This window comes from Amycolatopsis kentuckyensis, assembly GCF_002155975.1.
GTDB classification, from domain to species: domain Bacteria; phylum Actinomycetota; class Actinomycetes; order Mycobacteriales; family Pseudonocardiaceae; genus Amycolatopsis; species Amycolatopsis kentuckyensis.
The window spans coordinates 15162-29141 of the sequence record NZ_MUMI01000367.1 but is presented as its reverse complement, the minus strand read 5'-3'; the positions used below and the strand labels follow the sequence as shown (position 1 = coordinate 29141).

17 protein-coding genes are annotated in these 13980 nt (G+C 72.5%); 7 read left to right on the top strand and 10 right to left on the bottom strand.

All coding sequences use genetic code 11. From position 1 onward, the window contains the following. From CCN39_RS31630 to CCN39_RS31610, 5 genes are all read right to left on the bottom strand, one after another. Window positions 1-472, bottom strand: a 472-nt coding sequence (locus CCN39_RS31630) for a hypothetical protein (RefSeq protein ID WP_244211080.1), incomplete at its 3' end; no start/stop codon positions are given. 27 nt (window positions 473-499) lie between these two features. Further along, on the bottom strand, window positions 500-1045 hold the full coding sequence (locus tag CCN39_RS31625) for an NUDIX hydrolase (RefSeq protein ID WP_086848214.1): 546 nt from the start codon (window positions 1043-1045) through the stop codon (window positions 500-502). Beyond that, window positions 1042-2436: a coenzyme F420-0:L-glutamate ligase gene (locus tag CCN39_RS31620; RefSeq protein WP_086848212.1), complete on the bottom strand. Its 1395-nt coding sequence runs from the start codon at window positions 2434-2436 to the stop codon at window positions 1042-1044. The genes CCN39_RS31625 and CCN39_RS31620 overlap by 4 nt, the downstream gene beginning before the upstream one ends. Beyond that, entirely contained in the window at window positions 2372-3361 is a 990-nt protein-coding gene (gene cofD, locus CCN39_RS31615) for a 2-phospho-L-lactate transferase (protein WP_086848225.1), read from the bottom strand. The genes CCN39_RS31620 and cofD overlap by 65 nt, the downstream gene beginning before the upstream one ends. After that, entirely contained in the window at window positions 3358-4110 is a 753-nt protein-coding gene (locus CCN39_RS31610) for a GNAT family N-acetyltransferase (protein WP_086848210.1), read from the bottom strand. The genes cofD and CCN39_RS31610 overlap by 4 nt, the downstream gene beginning before the upstream one ends. A gap of 59 nt (window positions 4111-4169) precedes the next feature. On the opposite strand from CCN39_RS31610, the gene CCN39_RS31605 reads away from it, so the two are divergent. The 4 genes from CCN39_RS31605 (at window position 4170) to CCN39_RS31590 (ending at window position 6241) form a co-directional block, all read left to right on the top strand. Then, window positions 4170-4352, top strand: coding sequence for a hypothetical protein (locus tag CCN39_RS31605; protein ID WP_086848208.1), 183 nt, complete (start codon window positions 4170-4172; stop codon window positions 4350-4352). A 124-nt stretch (window positions 4353-4476) separates the two neighbouring features. Then, window positions 4477-4797 carry a ferredoxin gene (fdxA, locus tag CCN39_RS31600; RefSeq protein WP_003083029.1) on the top strand — a complete coding sequence of 107 codons (321 nt, stop codon included), beginning with the start codon at window positions 4477-4479 and terminating at the stop codon, window positions 4795-4797. Continuing rightward, complete coding sequence (gene dapC / locus CCN39_RS31595) at window positions 4794-5888, top strand: succinyldiaminopimelate transaminase (protein WP_086848206.1); 1095 nt, start codon at window positions 4794-4796, stop codon at window positions 5886-5888. Before fdxA ends, dapC begins: the two co-directional genes overlap by 4 nt. 41 nt (window positions 5889-5929) lie before the next feature. Beyond that, on the top strand, window positions 5930-6241 hold the full coding sequence (locus tag CCN39_RS31590) for an antibiotic biosynthesis monooxygenase (RefSeq protein WP_086848204.1): 312 nt from the start codon (window positions 5930-5932) through the stop codon (window positions 6239-6241). On the opposite strand, the gene CCN39_RS31585 is transcribed toward CCN39_RS31590, so the two are convergent. Beyond that, complete coding sequence (locus CCN39_RS31585; protein ID WP_086848202.1) at window positions 6235-6852, bottom strand: TetR/AcrR family transcriptional regulator; 618 nt, start codon at window positions 6850-6852, stop codon at window positions 6235-6237. The two genes, CCN39_RS31590 and CCN39_RS31585, sit on opposite strands and share 7 nt — an antisense overlap. Before the next feature lie 81 nt (window positions 6853-6933). Between CCN39_RS31585 and CCN39_RS31580 the strand changes: the two genes are divergently transcribed. Next, window positions 6934-8340 carry an FAD-dependent monooxygenase gene (locus tag CCN39_RS31580; RefSeq protein WP_086848200.1) on the top strand — a complete coding sequence of 469 codons (1407 nt, stop codon included), beginning with the start codon at window positions 6934-6936 and terminating at the stop codon, window positions 8338-8340. 78 nt (window positions 8341-8418) lie between these two features. Here CCN39_RS31580 and CCN39_RS31575 read toward each other — a convergent pair whose 3' ends face one another. The 3 genes from CCN39_RS31575 to CCN39_RS31565 are packed head-to-tail and all read right to left on the bottom strand — an operon-like array spanning window position 8419 to window position 10811. Then, window positions 8419-9351, bottom strand: a complete 933-nt coding sequence (locus tag CCN39_RS31575) for a CHAD domain-containing protein (protein ID WP_086848198.1) — start codon at window positions 9349-9351, stop codon at window positions 8419-8421. Between the two features lie 28 nt (window positions 9352-9379). After that, complete coding sequence (gene dapD / locus CCN39_RS31570) at window positions 9380-10372, bottom strand: 2,3,4,5-tetrahydropyridine-2,6-dicarboxylate N-succinyltransferase (RefSeq protein ID WP_086848223.1); 993 nt, start codon at window positions 10370-10372, stop codon at window positions 9380-9382. 28 nt (window positions 10373-10400) lie between these two features. Continuing rightward, complete coding sequence (locus tag CCN39_RS31565) at window positions 10401-10811, bottom strand: hypothetical protein (protein WP_086848196.1); 411 nt, start codon at window positions 10809-10811, stop codon at window positions 10401-10403. A 44-nt stretch (window positions 10812-10855) separates the two neighbouring features. On the opposite strand from CCN39_RS31565, the gene dapE reads away from it, so the two are divergent. Both dapE and CCN39_RS31555 read left to right on the top strand, forming a co-directional pair. After that, window positions 10856-11926, top strand: a complete 1071-nt coding sequence (gene dapE, locus CCN39_RS31560; RefSeq protein WP_086848194.1) for a succinyl-diaminopimelate desuccinylase — start codon at window positions 10856-10858, stop codon at window positions 11924-11926. 169 nt (window positions 11927-12095) lie between these two features. Continuing rightward, a complete protein-coding gene (locus CCN39_RS31555; protein ID WP_208630468.1) occupies window positions 12096-12896 on the top strand; it encodes a DUF3152 domain-containing protein in 801 nt (266 codons plus the stop codon). A 1-nt stretch (window position 12897) separates the two neighbouring features. Here CCN39_RS31555 and CCN39_RS31550 read toward each other — a convergent pair whose 3' ends face one another. Beyond that, window positions 12898-13941 (bottom strand): chitinase, encoded by a 1044-nt coding sequence (locus tag CCN39_RS31550; RefSeq protein ID WP_208630467.1) that lies wholly within the window; start codon window positions 13939-13941, stop codon window positions 12898-12900. Window positions 13942-13980: the final 39 nt, after the last annotated feature.

Sequence of the window (13980 nt, the reverse complement as noted above, 5' to 3'; positions counted from 1 at the left end):
TGGCCGGGGAAGGAGTGCTGGAGCTGTGAGCCTGCACGCGGACGGCGTCGCGACGCTGTCGTCGGGGCGGCCTGCGGTCGTGCGGGAACCCCTGCTGCGGCGAAGGCGGCGAAGGCTGCGAAGGCGGATACCCCGGCGCGAAGCCCGGCTGCGCGAACCCCGGTGAACCCGGCTGCGCGAAACCCTGCGACGGCGGCGAACCCGCGGGCGCGAAACCCTGCGGGGAACCCGACGGCGCGGGAAATCCCGGCTGCGCAAAGCCTTGCTGCGGCGGGAAACCCGGGTTCGGCGGGAACTGCCCGCTCTTCTTCATCGCCTCTTCGCGGCGCATCTTCGACACCCGGACGATCACCGCGATGACGAACACGATGATGCCCAGGACGATCAGCCCGAGCACGATGTACCCGAACACGCCGGTGTCGCCGCCACCGCCGGAGTGGTAGTGCACCCGCTCCGGGAACTGTGTAGCCATGTGGTCCCTCCCTGTCCGCGGACCAGGTTATCGCCCGGTACCGACAGGAACGGCCGCTTTCACCAGATCGGCGAGATCTTCCGACCCGGCCGGCAGCCCGGCCGCCGGCCACCAGCGCAGGTCGTCGGACTCGTCGCTGCGCACCGGCGAAGCGCCCGGCGGGGCGTGCACCGCGAACCGGACGTCGAAGTGCCGGGTCGGCACCCCGAGCGAGCAGGTGATCGGGTGGACGTCCAGGTGCACCGGCTCCGGCGAGATGCGCAGCCCGGCCATCCCCGACTCCTCGGTGGCCTCCCGCAGCGCCGCCCCCGCCAGTGTCGCGTCCGACGGCTCGCAGTGGCCGCCGAGCTGCAGCCAGCGGCCGACCCGCGGGTGCAGCGTCAGCAGCACCTGCGTGCCGGTGTGGTCCAGGACCACCGCCGACGCCGTCAGGTGCCCGGCCGCGCACGACCGCTGACACGAATCCTCACGCGCGGCCAGGAAGCCGAGGAACGCCTGCCGCAGCGACTCCTGGGACGCGACCGCAGGCCGCCACGACGAAAGCGTCGCGACGGCGTCCGCGTGCAGGCTCACAGCTCCAGCAGTCCTTCCCCGGCCAGGGCCGGGCCACGCGGGTCCGGCTCGGTGAGCGGCACGCCGATGGCGACCGCGCCCAGCGGCTGCCAGGACCCGTCGAGGCCCAGGACGTCCCGGACGGTGTCCGCGGCGAAGATCGTCGAGCCGATCCAGCACGAGCCCAGGCCCTCGGCCGCCAGCGCGACCAGCAGGCCCTGGACCGCGGCACCGCCGGCCACGGTGAACATCGTCTTCTCGCAGTCGTTGCGGCGGTCGTCGCGGTAGGTGTGCGCGCCGTCCGGCACCAGGAACGGGATGACGACCTCGGGGGCCCGGTACAGGATGTCGCCCCGGCTGAGCCGCTTCGCGATCTGCTCCGGCGTGAAGCCGTCGCCGGTCAGGTCGGCCTGCCACGACTCGCGCATCGCGTCGAGCAGCTTCTTCCGGACGCCGGCCTCGCGCAGCCAGATGAACCGCACCGGGTGCGTGTGGTGCGGCGCGGGAGCGGTCAGCGCGGAACCCACCGCCCGCCGGATCGAGGTCGGGGAGACCGGCTCGTCCGCGAACTGCCGCACCGAACGCCGGGCCGGGACGGCTTCCCGCCTGCCCTGCGCGACGGCTTCGTTGGCACCCAGCCGGAAGAGGTCCTCCTCCAGCGGGCGGACCAGGTCCCGCGCGGTCGAGCCGTCGTCGAAGATGTCGAGCCCGCGGACCACCGCGACCGGCGTCCCGCCCAGCTTGCCCTTGACCAGGTCGGCGGCCGCGGCGAGCTCGTCGGCGACGGCGACCTCGGTGACGGCCAGCTCGTTGCCCTGCCCGTCGACCTGGCCGCGGTAGGCGTGCAGCACGCGCAGCCCCGAAGAGCCGATCGCGGCGTCGGTCTGCCCGACCCGCCAGGCCCGGCCCATCGTGTCGGTGACGACGACGGCGACCTCGACGCCGAGCCGCTCCCGCAGCCCGTTGCGCAGCGCCAGCGCCGAAGCGTCCGGGTCGGCGGGCAGCAGCGCGACCTCGTCACCGGCCACATTGGACGCGTCGATGCCGGACGCGGCCTGCACGATCCCCAGGTGGTTCTGGGTGATCACGGTGCGCGCGATCCGCGCGACGATCCGCACGGCCTCCTGCTCGACGAGCTTCCGGCGTTCGGCGTCGCGGGCTTCCGGGTCCGACGGCACGCGCACGAGCCTGCCCTCGGCCTTCGAGACGATCTTGCTGGTCACGACCAGGACGTCGCCGGAGCGCAGCCACGGCGCGGCGGCCACGATCGCGCCGGTCAGGTCGGCGCCCGGGCGGAACTCCGGCAGCCCGGTGACGGGCAGGATCTCCAGCTTGGGGGAAGCGTGGTCAGTCAACGGGGGCTCCAGCCAGGTCGAGGGCGGCGCGGGCCATCGCCGCGGTCGCGTCCACATCGGACATCAGCAGCGGGACGTCGCGGACGGTCACGCCCGGCACGTCGGCCGTCTCGCCTTCCGCGATCAGCCAGCCGTCGAGGACGCCGCCGTCCTTGCGCGCGCCGTAGTGGCGGCCGACGGCCTCCGCGGACGTCTCGACGCCGATCGCGCTCAGGCACGCGTCGGCCATCCCGCGCAGCGCCTTGCCGCCGATGATCGGCGACACCCCGACCACGCCGGCCGACGTCTTGCGCAGCGCGTCCCGCACGCCCGGCACGCCCAGCACGGTGCCCACCGACACGACCGGGTTCGACGGCGCGAACAGCACCGCGTCCGCCCCGGAAATTGCCTCCAGGACACCCGGCGCGGGCTTGGCCTCCTCGGCCCCGACCGGCACGATCGAGTGCGCCTTCGGCTCGGCGCGGTAGCGCACCCACCACTCCTGGAAGTGGATCGCCTTCTGCTGCCCGTCCTGCTCCGGGTCGTCGATCACGACGTGCGTCTCGACGCGGTCGTCGGACATCGGCAGCAGCCGGACGCCGGGCTGCCAGCGGTCGCACAGGGCCTCGGTCACCGCCGAAAGGGGGTAGCCCGCGCGCAGCATCCGCGACCGGATCAGGTGGGTGGCGATGTCCTTGTCGCCGAGCCCGAACCAGTCCGGATCGGCGCCGTAGGCCGCCAGCTCCTCCTTGACCACCCAGGTCTCGCCCGAGTGCCCCCAGCCGCGCTCGGGGTCGATCCCGCCGCCCAGGGTGTACATGCAGGTGTCCAGGTCGGGACAGATCCGCAGCCCGTGCATCCAGACGTCGTCGCCGGTGTTCACCAGCGCCGTCACCTCGTGCTCAGACTCCGAAGCACCTTCCGGTGCCATGCCCAGCGCTGCCTTGACACCCAGCAGGAAGCGGGCCCCGCCCACTCCGCCGACCACTACCACGATCTTCACGACGTCGAATCCTCGCACGAGCCGGGTGCGGGCACCCAGTACCGGTATCTGTGGTGCGGGGCGTAGCCGAGCCCCGCGTAGAGCGCGAGCGCGCCCGAATTCCCCTCCGCGACCTGCAACACCGTGCGGTCCGCCCCGTGTTCCACGCCCCACGTCCGCACCGCGCCCATCAGCGCCGACGCCAGCCCGCGGCGGCGGAAGGCGGGGTGCACCGCCAGCCGCCCGACGTGCAGCCAGCCGTCGACCAGGGCGGCGCGGACGGCACCGGCGGTGCTGCCGTCGGCCACCGCGACGCCGTAGCCGACTTTCCCGCCGGTCATGACCTGCCGCGCGGCGGGGGAGTCCTCGTCCGCGCGCAGCGTGAGCTCCCACCAGCCGGGCGGGGCCTCGTCGCCCACCGTGACGCCGGGGACCGCGGGTGCGGGCTCCAGGGGCGCGGTGAGGACGACGACCTCGTGGCCGGCGCCGTGCCCGGTGGCCGGCCGCCACCCGGCCGCGGCGATGGCGCGTTCGTTCGGGCTGTCGCGGACCACCTGCACCATGGGGGCGATCCCCCGATCGTGGGCGAAATCACACACCGCGCGCAGGGCCTCGCCGAGCGGGCGAACGGCGTCGCCCACGGCCAGCGCGCTGTTGGCGCGCCCGGTGAAGCCGTCCGCCCAGCGCAGGCGCCACTCACCCAGGGGATCCTCCACCAGGGGCGGCCATGCTTTGCTGCACGTGATTTCGAGCTTCTCGGCGGCGTTCACCGCTAGATTGTGACGGAGGCGGTGAAAGTCGCGGGAGCGGATTTCGGCAGGAGGTGACCGTGGGTATCCAGCGCAAGGACGAGCGGCACAACGAGAAGCTGGTCGACGAGATCGCCGAAGGGTTCAACCGAGCCGTGGGGGAGAAGAAGCCCGAAAGTGACACAGAGGAAGCGCCCAAGCCGCGCTTCGTCATCACCGGTGACGCCCGGGCGACCCCGCCCCCGCGCCGCCGGCCGAGGTGAGCGCCATACCCGGGGTATGGCTAAGGCTTGCCTCACCAACCGAACGGGTGCCGACGCCGCGTAGTGTCGGCACCGACTGGCTGTTTGCAGAGACTTTCTTTGCAGAGATAAGCAGGAGTGCGCAGTGACCTACGTGATCGCCGAGCCCTGCGTCGACGTGCTCGACAAGGCGTGTATCGACGAGTGCCCCGTGGACTGCATCTACGAGGGCGAGCGGATGCTGTACATCCACCCGGACGAGTGCGTCGACTGCGGCGCCTGCGAGCCGGTCTGCCCGGTCGAGGCGATCTACTACGAGGACGACGTCCCGGACAACTGGTCGGACTACACCAAGGCGAACGTCGACTTCTTCGACGAGCTGGGCTCGCCCGGTGGCGCGTCCAAGGTGGGCAAGACCGCGCACGACCCGGCCTTCATCAAGGCGCTGCCCCCGCAGGGCGAATGAACCGGATCGCGCTGCCCGACTTCCCCTGGGATTCGCTCGCCGAGGTCAAGGCCACGGCCCAGGCGCATCCCGGTGGGGTCGTCGACCTCTCCATCGGCACGCCGGTCGACCCGGTCCCGGACGGCATCCGCGAGGCGCTCGCGTCGGTCTCGGAGATCCCCGGGTACCCGACCACCCACGGCATCCCGGCGCTGCGGGAAGCCGCGCGCGGAGCGCTTTCCCGGCGCCACGGCGTCGACGGCATCGAGCCGGACGCCGTGCTGCCGACGATCGGGTCCAAGGAGGCCGTGGCCTGGCTGCCGCGGCTGCTCGGCTTCGGCCCCGGTGACCTCGTCGTCATCCCGGAGCTGGCCTACCCGACGTACGAGGTCGGCGCGCTGCTGGCGGGCGCGTCGATCCTGCGTGCCGACAGCACGGTCGCGCTCGGCCCGCAGAAGCCGGCGATGATCTGGCTGAACTCGCCGTCCAACCCGACCGGCCAGGTGCTGCCGGCCGAGCACCTGCGCAAGGTCGTCGAGTGGGCGCGCGAGCGCGACGTCGTGGTGGTCTCCGACGAGTGCTACCTGGCGCTCGGCTGGGAGTCCGACCCGCTGTCGATCCTGCACCCGGACGTCAGCGGCGGCCGGGCCGACGGCCTGATCGCGGTGCACTCGCTGTCGAAGTCGGCGAACCTGGCCAGCTACCGCGCCGGGTTCCTGACCGGTGACCCGCGGCTGATCAAGCAGCTCCTGGAAGTCCGCAAGCACGCGGGCATGATCGTGCCGCGCCCGGTCCAGGAGGCGATGGTCGCCGCCCTGACCGACGACGAGGCGCTGGAGGTGCAGCGCGAGCGCTACGCCCGCCGCCGGCTCGTGCTGCGGAAGGCGTTGCTGGACAACGGTTTCCGCATCGACCACTCCGAAGCGGGGCTCTACCTCTGGGTCACTCGCGACGAGGATGCGTCGGCGACCGTCCGGTGGCTGGCCGACCGCGGGATCCTGGTCGCCCCCGGCACGTTCTACGGCCCGAAGGGCGGCAGGCACGTCCGGGTCGCCCTGACCGCGACGGACGAGCGCGTCGACGCCGCCGTGGAGCGGCTGACCGCGGGCTGAGCCGTCCGGAACTGTCGGTGCCCCCGGCTACCGTGCCGGGCATGACCATGACGATCGAAATGGCCCGCTTCAAGGTCGATGACGGCGCGGTGGCGCAGCTGCTGGCGGAGCGCCCGGCGATGGTCGAGGCGATGCGCCGGCGGTTCCCCGCCTGCCTCGCCGCCTACCTGACCCGGGAAGACGACGGCGGCTGGCTCGACATCGTGCTGTGGCGCAGCCGGGCCGAAGCCGAGGAGGCGGCCCGGCTGATCGACACGGTGCCCGAGTGCGCCGCCTGGTTTCGGCACATCGGTGAATCCGGCGGGCTGCGGCACGCCGAAGTCGTCGACCACTGGGCGGCGCCCGGTCAGTAGTCGCGGCCGGTGAGGCCCCGGTAGACGAACCGGGTGAGCATCTCGACGGCTTCTTCGTCGGTCGGCGGGGTGCCGTCCGGGGCCGCGCCGTGCAGCCACGTCGCCGCGAACGAGTCGACCAGGTGGTAGATCAGCATGCCGCAGTGGTCCGGGGCCGCCGGCAGCCGCAGTCCGGCGCGGGTGATGTGCGCCAGGTGGTCGTCGAGGTCGGCGGCCTGGGAGGCGCCGAACCGGGCCACCGTGCGCGCGAACGACTCGCTGACCATCGCCGCCTGGCGCAGGGCCAGCATGGTCGCCGCGTTGTCCCGGTAGAAGTCCCAGTACTGCTTGACGTGCCAGCGCACGGCCGCCGGGTCGCTGAAGTCGGCCAGGTGGTCCTCGCTGTCGGCGCTCTCGTCGCCGGACGCCGCGATGTCGGCCATGAGCGCTTCCAGGAGCTCTTCCTTGCCCGCGAAGTGGTTGTAGAACGACCCCGCGGCCCGGCCCGCCTCGGCGGTGATGTCGGTGATCTTCGTGTTCAGGTAGCCCTTCCGGGCGAAGACGCGCTTGGCCGCGGCCTTGAGCGCGGCCTCGGTCTCCGCGGCTTTCTCCTTGCGGCTCGTCGCCGTCATCGCCACCTCCCTTGACACGGGACGCTATCAGCGCCATTCTGAATCTAGATTCACTGAATTGAGATTCACTGGGAGGGTGACATGGACACTCGGGTGCTGATCGCGGGAGCGGGACCGACCGGGCTGACGCTGGCCATCGAGCTGGCGCGGCGCGACGTCGCCGTGCGGATCATCGACAAGGCTCCGGAACACTTCGTCGGCTCGCGCGGCGACGGGATGCAGCCGCGCACGCTGGAGGTGTTCGAGGACCTGGGCGTGCTCGACGCGGTGCTGGCGGCGGGCATGGCCCCGGTGCCGATGAAGATCCACCTCGGCGGCGAGGTGGTGGGCGAGCGGATGATGTTCGACCCGGTCGAGCCGACGCCGTCGCGGCCGTACCCGACCGGCTGGTTCCTGGGCCAGTCGCAGACCGAGGGCATCCTGCGCGACCGGCTGGCCGAGTTCGGCGTGCGGGTCGAGCTGAACACCGCGCTGACCGGCTTCGAGCAGGACGGCGACGGCGTCACGGCGACCCTGGGCACGGGCGAGACGGTGCGCGCGGAGTACCTGGTCGGCGCCGACGGCGGCAAGAGCTTCGTGCGCAAGGCGCTGGGGATCGCCTTCGAGGGCACCACCGACGAGTCGATCCGGATGCTGCTCGGCGACGTCCGGGCGGAAGGCCTCGACCGGAACTACGGCCACTGGTTCGCGACGCCGGACGAGCCGATGCGCGGCATGATGTTCAGCCCGCTGCCGGGGACGCCGCACTTCCAGTTCGGCGCGGCGCTCGGCGACGGCGAAACCGACGTCGAGACGGCGTTGCCCGCGGTCCAGTCCCGGCTCGACGCGTTGAGCGGCGGCCGGGTCAAGCTGTCCGACCTGGCCTGGTCGACGGTGTGGCGGCCGAACATCCGGCTGGCGGCGCGCTTCCGCGACGGCCGCGTGTTCCTGGCCGGCGACGCGGCGCACGTCCACCCGCCGACGGGCGGGCAGGGCCTGAACACCGGCGTCCAGGACGGCTACAACCTGGGCTGGAAGCTCGCGGACGGCGCACCGGAGCTGCTGGACAGCTACGAGATCGAGCGGCGCACGGTCGCGGCCCGGGTGCTGGGGGTCTCGGCGGGCCTGCTGCAGAAGTACGTCGACGGCGACGAGGACGCCCACCGGCGCGGGGAGGACACGCAGCAGCTGGACATCAGCTACCGCGGTGGGCCGCTGTCGCCGGACGGGACGGGGCAGCTGCGGCCGGGGGACCGGGCGCCGGACGCGCCGCTGGTGGACGCGAACGGCAAGCGGGTGCGGCTGTTCGAGCTGTTCCGCGGCCCGCACGCGACGGAACTGCTCTTCGGGGAAGGGACGACTCCCGGCTACCGGATCTTGCCGGCGGGGAGCGTGGCGACGGGATCGGACCTGGTCGACGAGGGCGGCCACGCGTACGCGGCCTACGAGGCGGAAGGCGGCCGCCGGGTGCTCGTCCGGCCCGACGGCTACGTGTGGTCGATGTCCTGACGAGCCGGCCGGAACGCGGTGACTGACGCATTCCCGGCGTCGGCTGGCCGGAATACGTCAGGCAAGACGTCGGGGAGCTCAGGCGTGGAGGGCCTTGGCGGCGGCGTCGACCGCTTCCCACGACTTCCGCCAGACCGCGCGGGCCTCGGCGCGGCGGCCCAGCTCGCGCTCGGCGATGCGGCCGGCCACGAACCCCATCGGGCCGTCCACCGACTCCAGGATCGTGCGCATCCGGTCGGCCGCGATCACCGCGTCCTGGTGATCGCCGAGCACGGTCTGGAAGTCCTTCGTCGCCTTGAGCAGTTGCTTGATCCCGGCCGCCTGCTTCTTCTTCGCCGACGTCTGGGCCAGCTCCGCCGCGTACCGCAGCTTCTTGCCGTGGATGCGCAGCGCGTGCAGGTCGTCGTCCGGAGGGTCCGCCGGCAGCGCGCGGACCGCCTTGGCCAGCTTCCGGTGCGGCTTCGCCAGGCCCGCGATCAGGTCGTGCGGCCGGTCGGCAGGCGGGGCGAACTCCGCCCGCGTCAGCAGGCTCACCTCGCGCAGCAACGTCGAATACCGGGCGCTCGACAGCGCCCGCGTCAGGCGCCGCTTCGCGTTGGCTCGCTCGCTGACGAACCGGGACACCAGGCGGCGGCCGGGGGCCTGGTCGCGGACCTCGAAGTCCGCGATGACCTCGCGCAGGTGCTCGATCAGCACGTCGTAGTCGCGCACCTCACCGAGGGACTGGCCGAGCCAGCCGAGCTCCGCGCGCACCGGCTCGGCGCCGGCACCGACCAGGCTGCCGGAGAGCTTCAGGACACTGCGCATGCGCCGCAGCGCCACCCGCATCTGGTGCAGGTCCTCCGGATCCACGCCCGAGCGCGTGCCGGGCTCGTGCGCCAGCAGCGCGCGGATCTCGCGGTCGAGCTTCGCCCGCACGTGGTGGACCGCCGGGTCGGCCGGACGCGCTTCGACAGGCGCGTCCGGCAGGCCCAGCTCGGCCGGGGTGCGACGCAACGATTCGGCGGTCACCCCATGAATGGTAGGTGAACGATCGCGTTCAGTCGTTGGCGTGCAGCGCCGCGTTCAGCTCGACGCCGGCGCCGGTGCGCGGCACGACCTCGACCGCACCCGTCGCCGAGTTGCGGCGGAACACCGCGCCCGAGACGCCGTTGAGCTCGCGGGCCTTGACGACCTTGCCCTCGACGACGACCTTCGTGCCCGCCGTCACGTACAGGCCCGCCTCGACGACCGTGTCGTCGCCGAGCGAGATCCCGACGCCGCCGTTCGCGCCGATCAGGCAGCGCTCGCCCAGGGAGATCGTTTCCTTGCCGCCGCCGGACAGCGTGCCCATGATCGACGCGCCGCCGCCGACGTCCGAGCCGTCGCCGACGACCACCCCGGCCGAAATCCGGCCCTCGACCATCGACGCGCCGAGCGTGCCGGCGTTGAAGTTGACGAAGCCCTCGTGCATCACGGTCGTGCCGGACGCCAGGTGCGCGCCGAGCCGGACGCGGTCCGCGTCGCCGATCCGGACCCCGGACGGCAGGACGTAGTCGACCATCCGCGGGAACTTGTCCACGCTGTAGACGGTCACCGCGCCGCGCGAGCGCAGCCGCAGCCGGGTCGTCTCGAAGCCCTCGACCGGGCACGGGCCGTGGTTGGTCCACACGACGTTGGCCAGGAGGCCGAACATGCCGTCGAGGTTCTGGCCGTGCGGGCGGACCAGGCGGTGCGAGAGCAGGTGCAGCCGCAGGTACATGTCATGGGTGTCGGCCGGGGCGTCGGCCAGCTTGCCGATCGTGGTGCGGACGGCGACGACCTCGACCCCGCGGTCGGTGTCCGGGCCGAGCAGCGCCGCGGCGGCCTCGCCGAGCAGCTCCTTCGCCTCGTCCGCGCCGAGTCGCTCGGTGCCGTTGGTGCCGGCAGTGTCGTTCTCGGTCAGCTTCGGGTGCGGGTACCAGGTGTCGAGGACCGTCCCGTCGGTCGTGACGGTGGCCAGCCCGACGCCGCTGGCGCCGGTCGTTTCGGGGTTCGGGCTCTGCTCGCTCACGCCCGACACGGTAGTCGAGTGACGCGGATCAACCACTCGTGGGCCGGGCGTCTACCTGCTTCTTCAGGCCCGAAAGGGCGGCGGCGATGTCGACCAGCGCCTGCGAGCACGGGCCGCCCGCGGCCGGGACGGTCGTGCAGCCCGCGCTCCGGAAGGCGCCGACCGCCTGCTCCAGCTTGGCGGCCTCGGCGGTCAGCTGCGGGTCCCGGTCGTCCGCGCGCTTGCGGGCCGCGCCCGGGACGTTGCCGACCTCCGTGACGTACTTCTCACAGCCCTTCGGCAGCTGGGTGCGGGGGCTGGCGTAGCACTGGTCGACGGTCAGCGCGTCGAGCTTGGTCGGCAGCGCGTCCGGACCGGGCTCGGCGCGTGGACGCGTGGGCGCGGGCCCGGCCTCGTTCCCGCAACCCGCCAGGACCAGGACCAGCAACGCGCCGCCCACGGCGACTCCGAACCTGCGCACACCCCCACGGTAGCGTGCGGGCCATGAGCCTCGACCTGCACGCCGACCCCGTGGACCTGACCGCAGCGCTGGTGGACACCTTCAGCGTGTCCGGCGCCGAGGCGGAGCTCGCGACCGCGGTGCAGGACGCGCTGCGCACGCAGGCCCCGCACCTCGAGGTCGTCCGCAACGGTGACGCCGTCCTCGCGCGGACCAACCTCGGCCGCGGGTCGCGGGTGGTGCTCGCCGGGCACCTGGACACCGTGCCGGAGAACGGCAACTTCCCTTCGCGCCGCGAAGGGACCGGTGACGAAGAAGTCCTGCACGGCCTCGGCACGGTCGACATGAAGGGCGGGGACGCGGTCTTCCTGCACCTGGCGGCGACGCTGCCGGAGCCGAAGCACGACGTCACCTTCGTGTTCTACGACAACGAAGAGGTCGAAGCGGTCAAGAACGGCCTCGGCCGGATCGAGCGCGAGCTGCCGGAGTGGCTGGCCGGCGACCTGGCGATCGTCGGCGAGCCGTCGAACGGCGTGATCGAGGCCGGCTGCCAGGGCACCATGCGCGTCGAGCTGCGGCTGTGGGGAAAGCGGGCGCACACCGCGCGGGCGTGGATGGGCGAGAACGCGATCCACGCGCTGGCCGAGCCGCTGCGGCGGCTGGGCGAGTACACGCCGCGGATCGTCGACATCGACGGCCTGACCTACCGCGAAGGCCTCCAGGCGACGTCGATCAGCGGCGGTGTGGCGGGCAACGTGGTCCCGGACGCGGCGGTGCTGACGGTGAACCACCGCTTCGCCCCCGACCGCGACGCGGCGGCGGCCGAGCGGCACCTGCGCGAGGTCTTCGACGGTTTCGAACTGTCCGTTGTGGACATGTCGCCGGGCGCGCTCCCGGGGCTGTCGGCCCCGGCGGCGGCGGAACTGGTGGCGGCGGCGGGCGGCCGCGCGGCGGCCAAGCTGGGCTGGACGGACGTGGCGCGCTTCGCGGCGCGCGGCATGCCGGCGGTGAACTTCGGCCCGGGCAACCCGACTTTGGCGCACACGAAGCAGGAGAACGTCCGGACGGCGGAGATCCGCCAGGTTACCGAGGTGTTGCGCAAGTTCCTGGGCTGAGCCGCCGCGGCGCTCGCCCGATGCACCGAACGTCGCATCGGGCGCTGTGGTCGTGGTCACACTCGCTGCCCTGAGCTGCGGTGACGCTGTGCAACCGCAGGTCACCGCAACTTTTCCCGGCCGCGGCCCGTATGACCTTCTGAAGCCGCGCACCACCCCGGGAGGACCCATGCCGAAAACCGCGAGACGAGCCGTGGCCGTGGCCGCGCTCGCCCTGGCGGTGAGCGGGTGCGGTGGGGAAAGACAGCCGATCGCCGCGCCCGCGGCCGGGCCGGTCCTCACCGCCATCGGCGAGGCCACCTCCATCCCGCCGCCGCCGGCCGAGCGGGAGCCCGTGACGCAGAGCGCGCCCGTCGAGGTCGCCATCAGCTTCCCCCGGACCGGGTCCGGGCAGTGGATGTTCACCCCCGGCAGCGACGAGGTCGCCGGGAAGTCGGGCCGGTTGATGCGCTACCGGATCGCCATCGAGACCGACATCGACGGCGTCGGGCCCGCCGAGTTCGCCAAGAAGATCCGCGGCATCCTCGGCGACCCGCGCGGCTGGACCGCCGGCGGGCAGTGGCGGCTGCAGCAGGTCGGTCCGCAGGACAGCGCCGACTTCACCCTCTACCTGGCCACGCCGGCCAGCCGCGACAAGCTCTGCGGCGGCACGCCGGACAGCTACACCTCCTGCCGCAACGGCAGCAACGTCGTGCTCAACGTCGCCCGGTGGGCCAACGCCGTCCCGAACTACGGGGCCCCGCTCGACGTCTACCGGCAGTACATGGTCACCCACGAGACCGGGCACCGGCTCGGCCAGGGCCATGAGCTGTGCCCCGGCCCGGGCAAGCCGGCGCCGGTGATGGAGCAGCAGACGCTCGGGCTGCACGGCTGCGTCCCGAACCCGTGGCCGTTCCCGGACGGCGGCGGCCGCGAATACGCCGGCCCGCCGGGCGAGTACGACGACCCGATCCCGGCGGGCGACTCCTGACCTACCGGCCCTGCAGGGACTTGACGTTGGTACCGAACGTCCAGCCCTTCGAGCCGTCCCAGTTGATCGACCAGTCCATCAGGCCCTTCAGGCCCGGAACCGATCGCCACGCCTGGGAAACCAGGCTCGGCGACAGGTACCCGCCGCCCGCGCCGGGCTGGGCGGGCAGGCCGGGGACCTGCTTGTCGTAGGGGACGCGGATCGTCGTGCCCTGCACGACCAGGCCCTGGTTCAGGCAGTTCGTCTGCACGGTGAAGCCCTGCACGGTCCCGGCCTGGTACGAATCGCCGGAGCAGCCGTACATGGACCCGTTGTAGTACTGCATGTTCAGCCACCAGAGCCGGCCGTTGTCCGCGTACTTCTTGATGATCGGCAGGTACGCGCCCCAGATCGAGCCGTAGGCGACGCTGCCGCCGGTCACGTACGCGGTCTCGGGGGCCATGGTGAGCCCGAAGTTCGACGGCATCTGCGCCAGCACGCCGTCGATGATCCGGATCAGGTTGCCCTGCGACGCCGAGAGCGTCTTGATGTTCCCGCTGTTCGTCAGCCCGGTCTCGATGTCGATGTCGATGCCGTCGAAGTTGTACTGCTTCAGGATCGGCACGACCGTGGCGACGAACCGGTCGGCCACCGCCGACGACGACAGGTCGATCCCGGCGGCCGCGCCGCCGATGGACAGCAGGATCGTCGCGCCCGCGGCCTTCGCCGCGCACATCTCGGCGGGTGTGGACACCTTCACACCGGCGTCCATCCCGTTCTCCCACAACACCGTGCCGTCGGAGCGGATCACCGGGAAAGCGGCGTTTATGACGTTGTAGCCGTGCTGCGCCATGCGGCTGTCGGTGATCGGGATCCAGCCCAGGCCGGGGTGGACGCCGTTCGCGGCACCGTCCCAGTTTTCCCAGTACCCCTGGAGAACCTTGCCCGCGGGCCTCGACTTCACCGCGCACGTGTCGGCCTGCACCGCCCCCTGCGCGGGGGCCGAGACGAACAGCGGGAGGGCCAGCACCGTGGCCAGCAGGGTTGCGCACAAGCGACCGGACATACCGGCTCCCATCGTCGTTGAGGGGCGAACGCGGCTGTC

What these genes read in the sequence shown, in the direction of transcription:
- CCN39_RS31585 (WP_086848202.1), bottom strand. Translation starts at nt 6,852, where the DNA reads ATGACGGCGACGAGCCGCAAGGAGAAAGCCGCGGAGACCGAGGCCGCG.
- CCN39_RS31550 (WP_208630467.1), bottom strand. Translation starts at nt 13,941, where the DNA reads ATGTCCGGTCGCTTGTGCGCAACCCTGCTGGCCACGGTGCTGGCCCTC.
- CCN39_RS31580 (WP_086848200.1), top strand. Translation starts at nt 6,934, where the DNA reads ATGGACACTCGGGTGCTGATCGCGGGAGCGGGACCGACCGGGCTGACG.
- CCN39_RS31555 (WP_208630468.1), top strand. Translation starts at nt 12,096, where the DNA reads ATGCCGAAAACCGCGAGACGAGCCGTGGCCGTGGCCGCGCTCGCCCTG.
- dapC (WP_086848206.1), top strand. Translation starts at nt 4,794, where the DNA reads ATGAACCGGATCGCGCTGCCCGACTTCCCCTGGGATTCGCTCGCCGAG.
- dapE (WP_086848194.1), top strand. Translation starts at nt 10,856, where the DNA reads ATGAGCCTCGACCTGCACGCCGACCCCGTGGACCTGACCGCAGCGCTG.
- CCN39_RS31590 (WP_086848204.1), top strand. Translation starts at nt 5,930, where the DNA reads ATGACCATGACGATCGAAATGGCCCGCTTCAAGGTCGATGACGGCGCG.
- CCN39_RS31620 (WP_086848212.1), bottom strand. Translation starts at nt 2,436, where the DNA reads ATGTGGACGCGACCGCGGCGATGGCCCGCGCCGCCCTCGACCTGGCTG.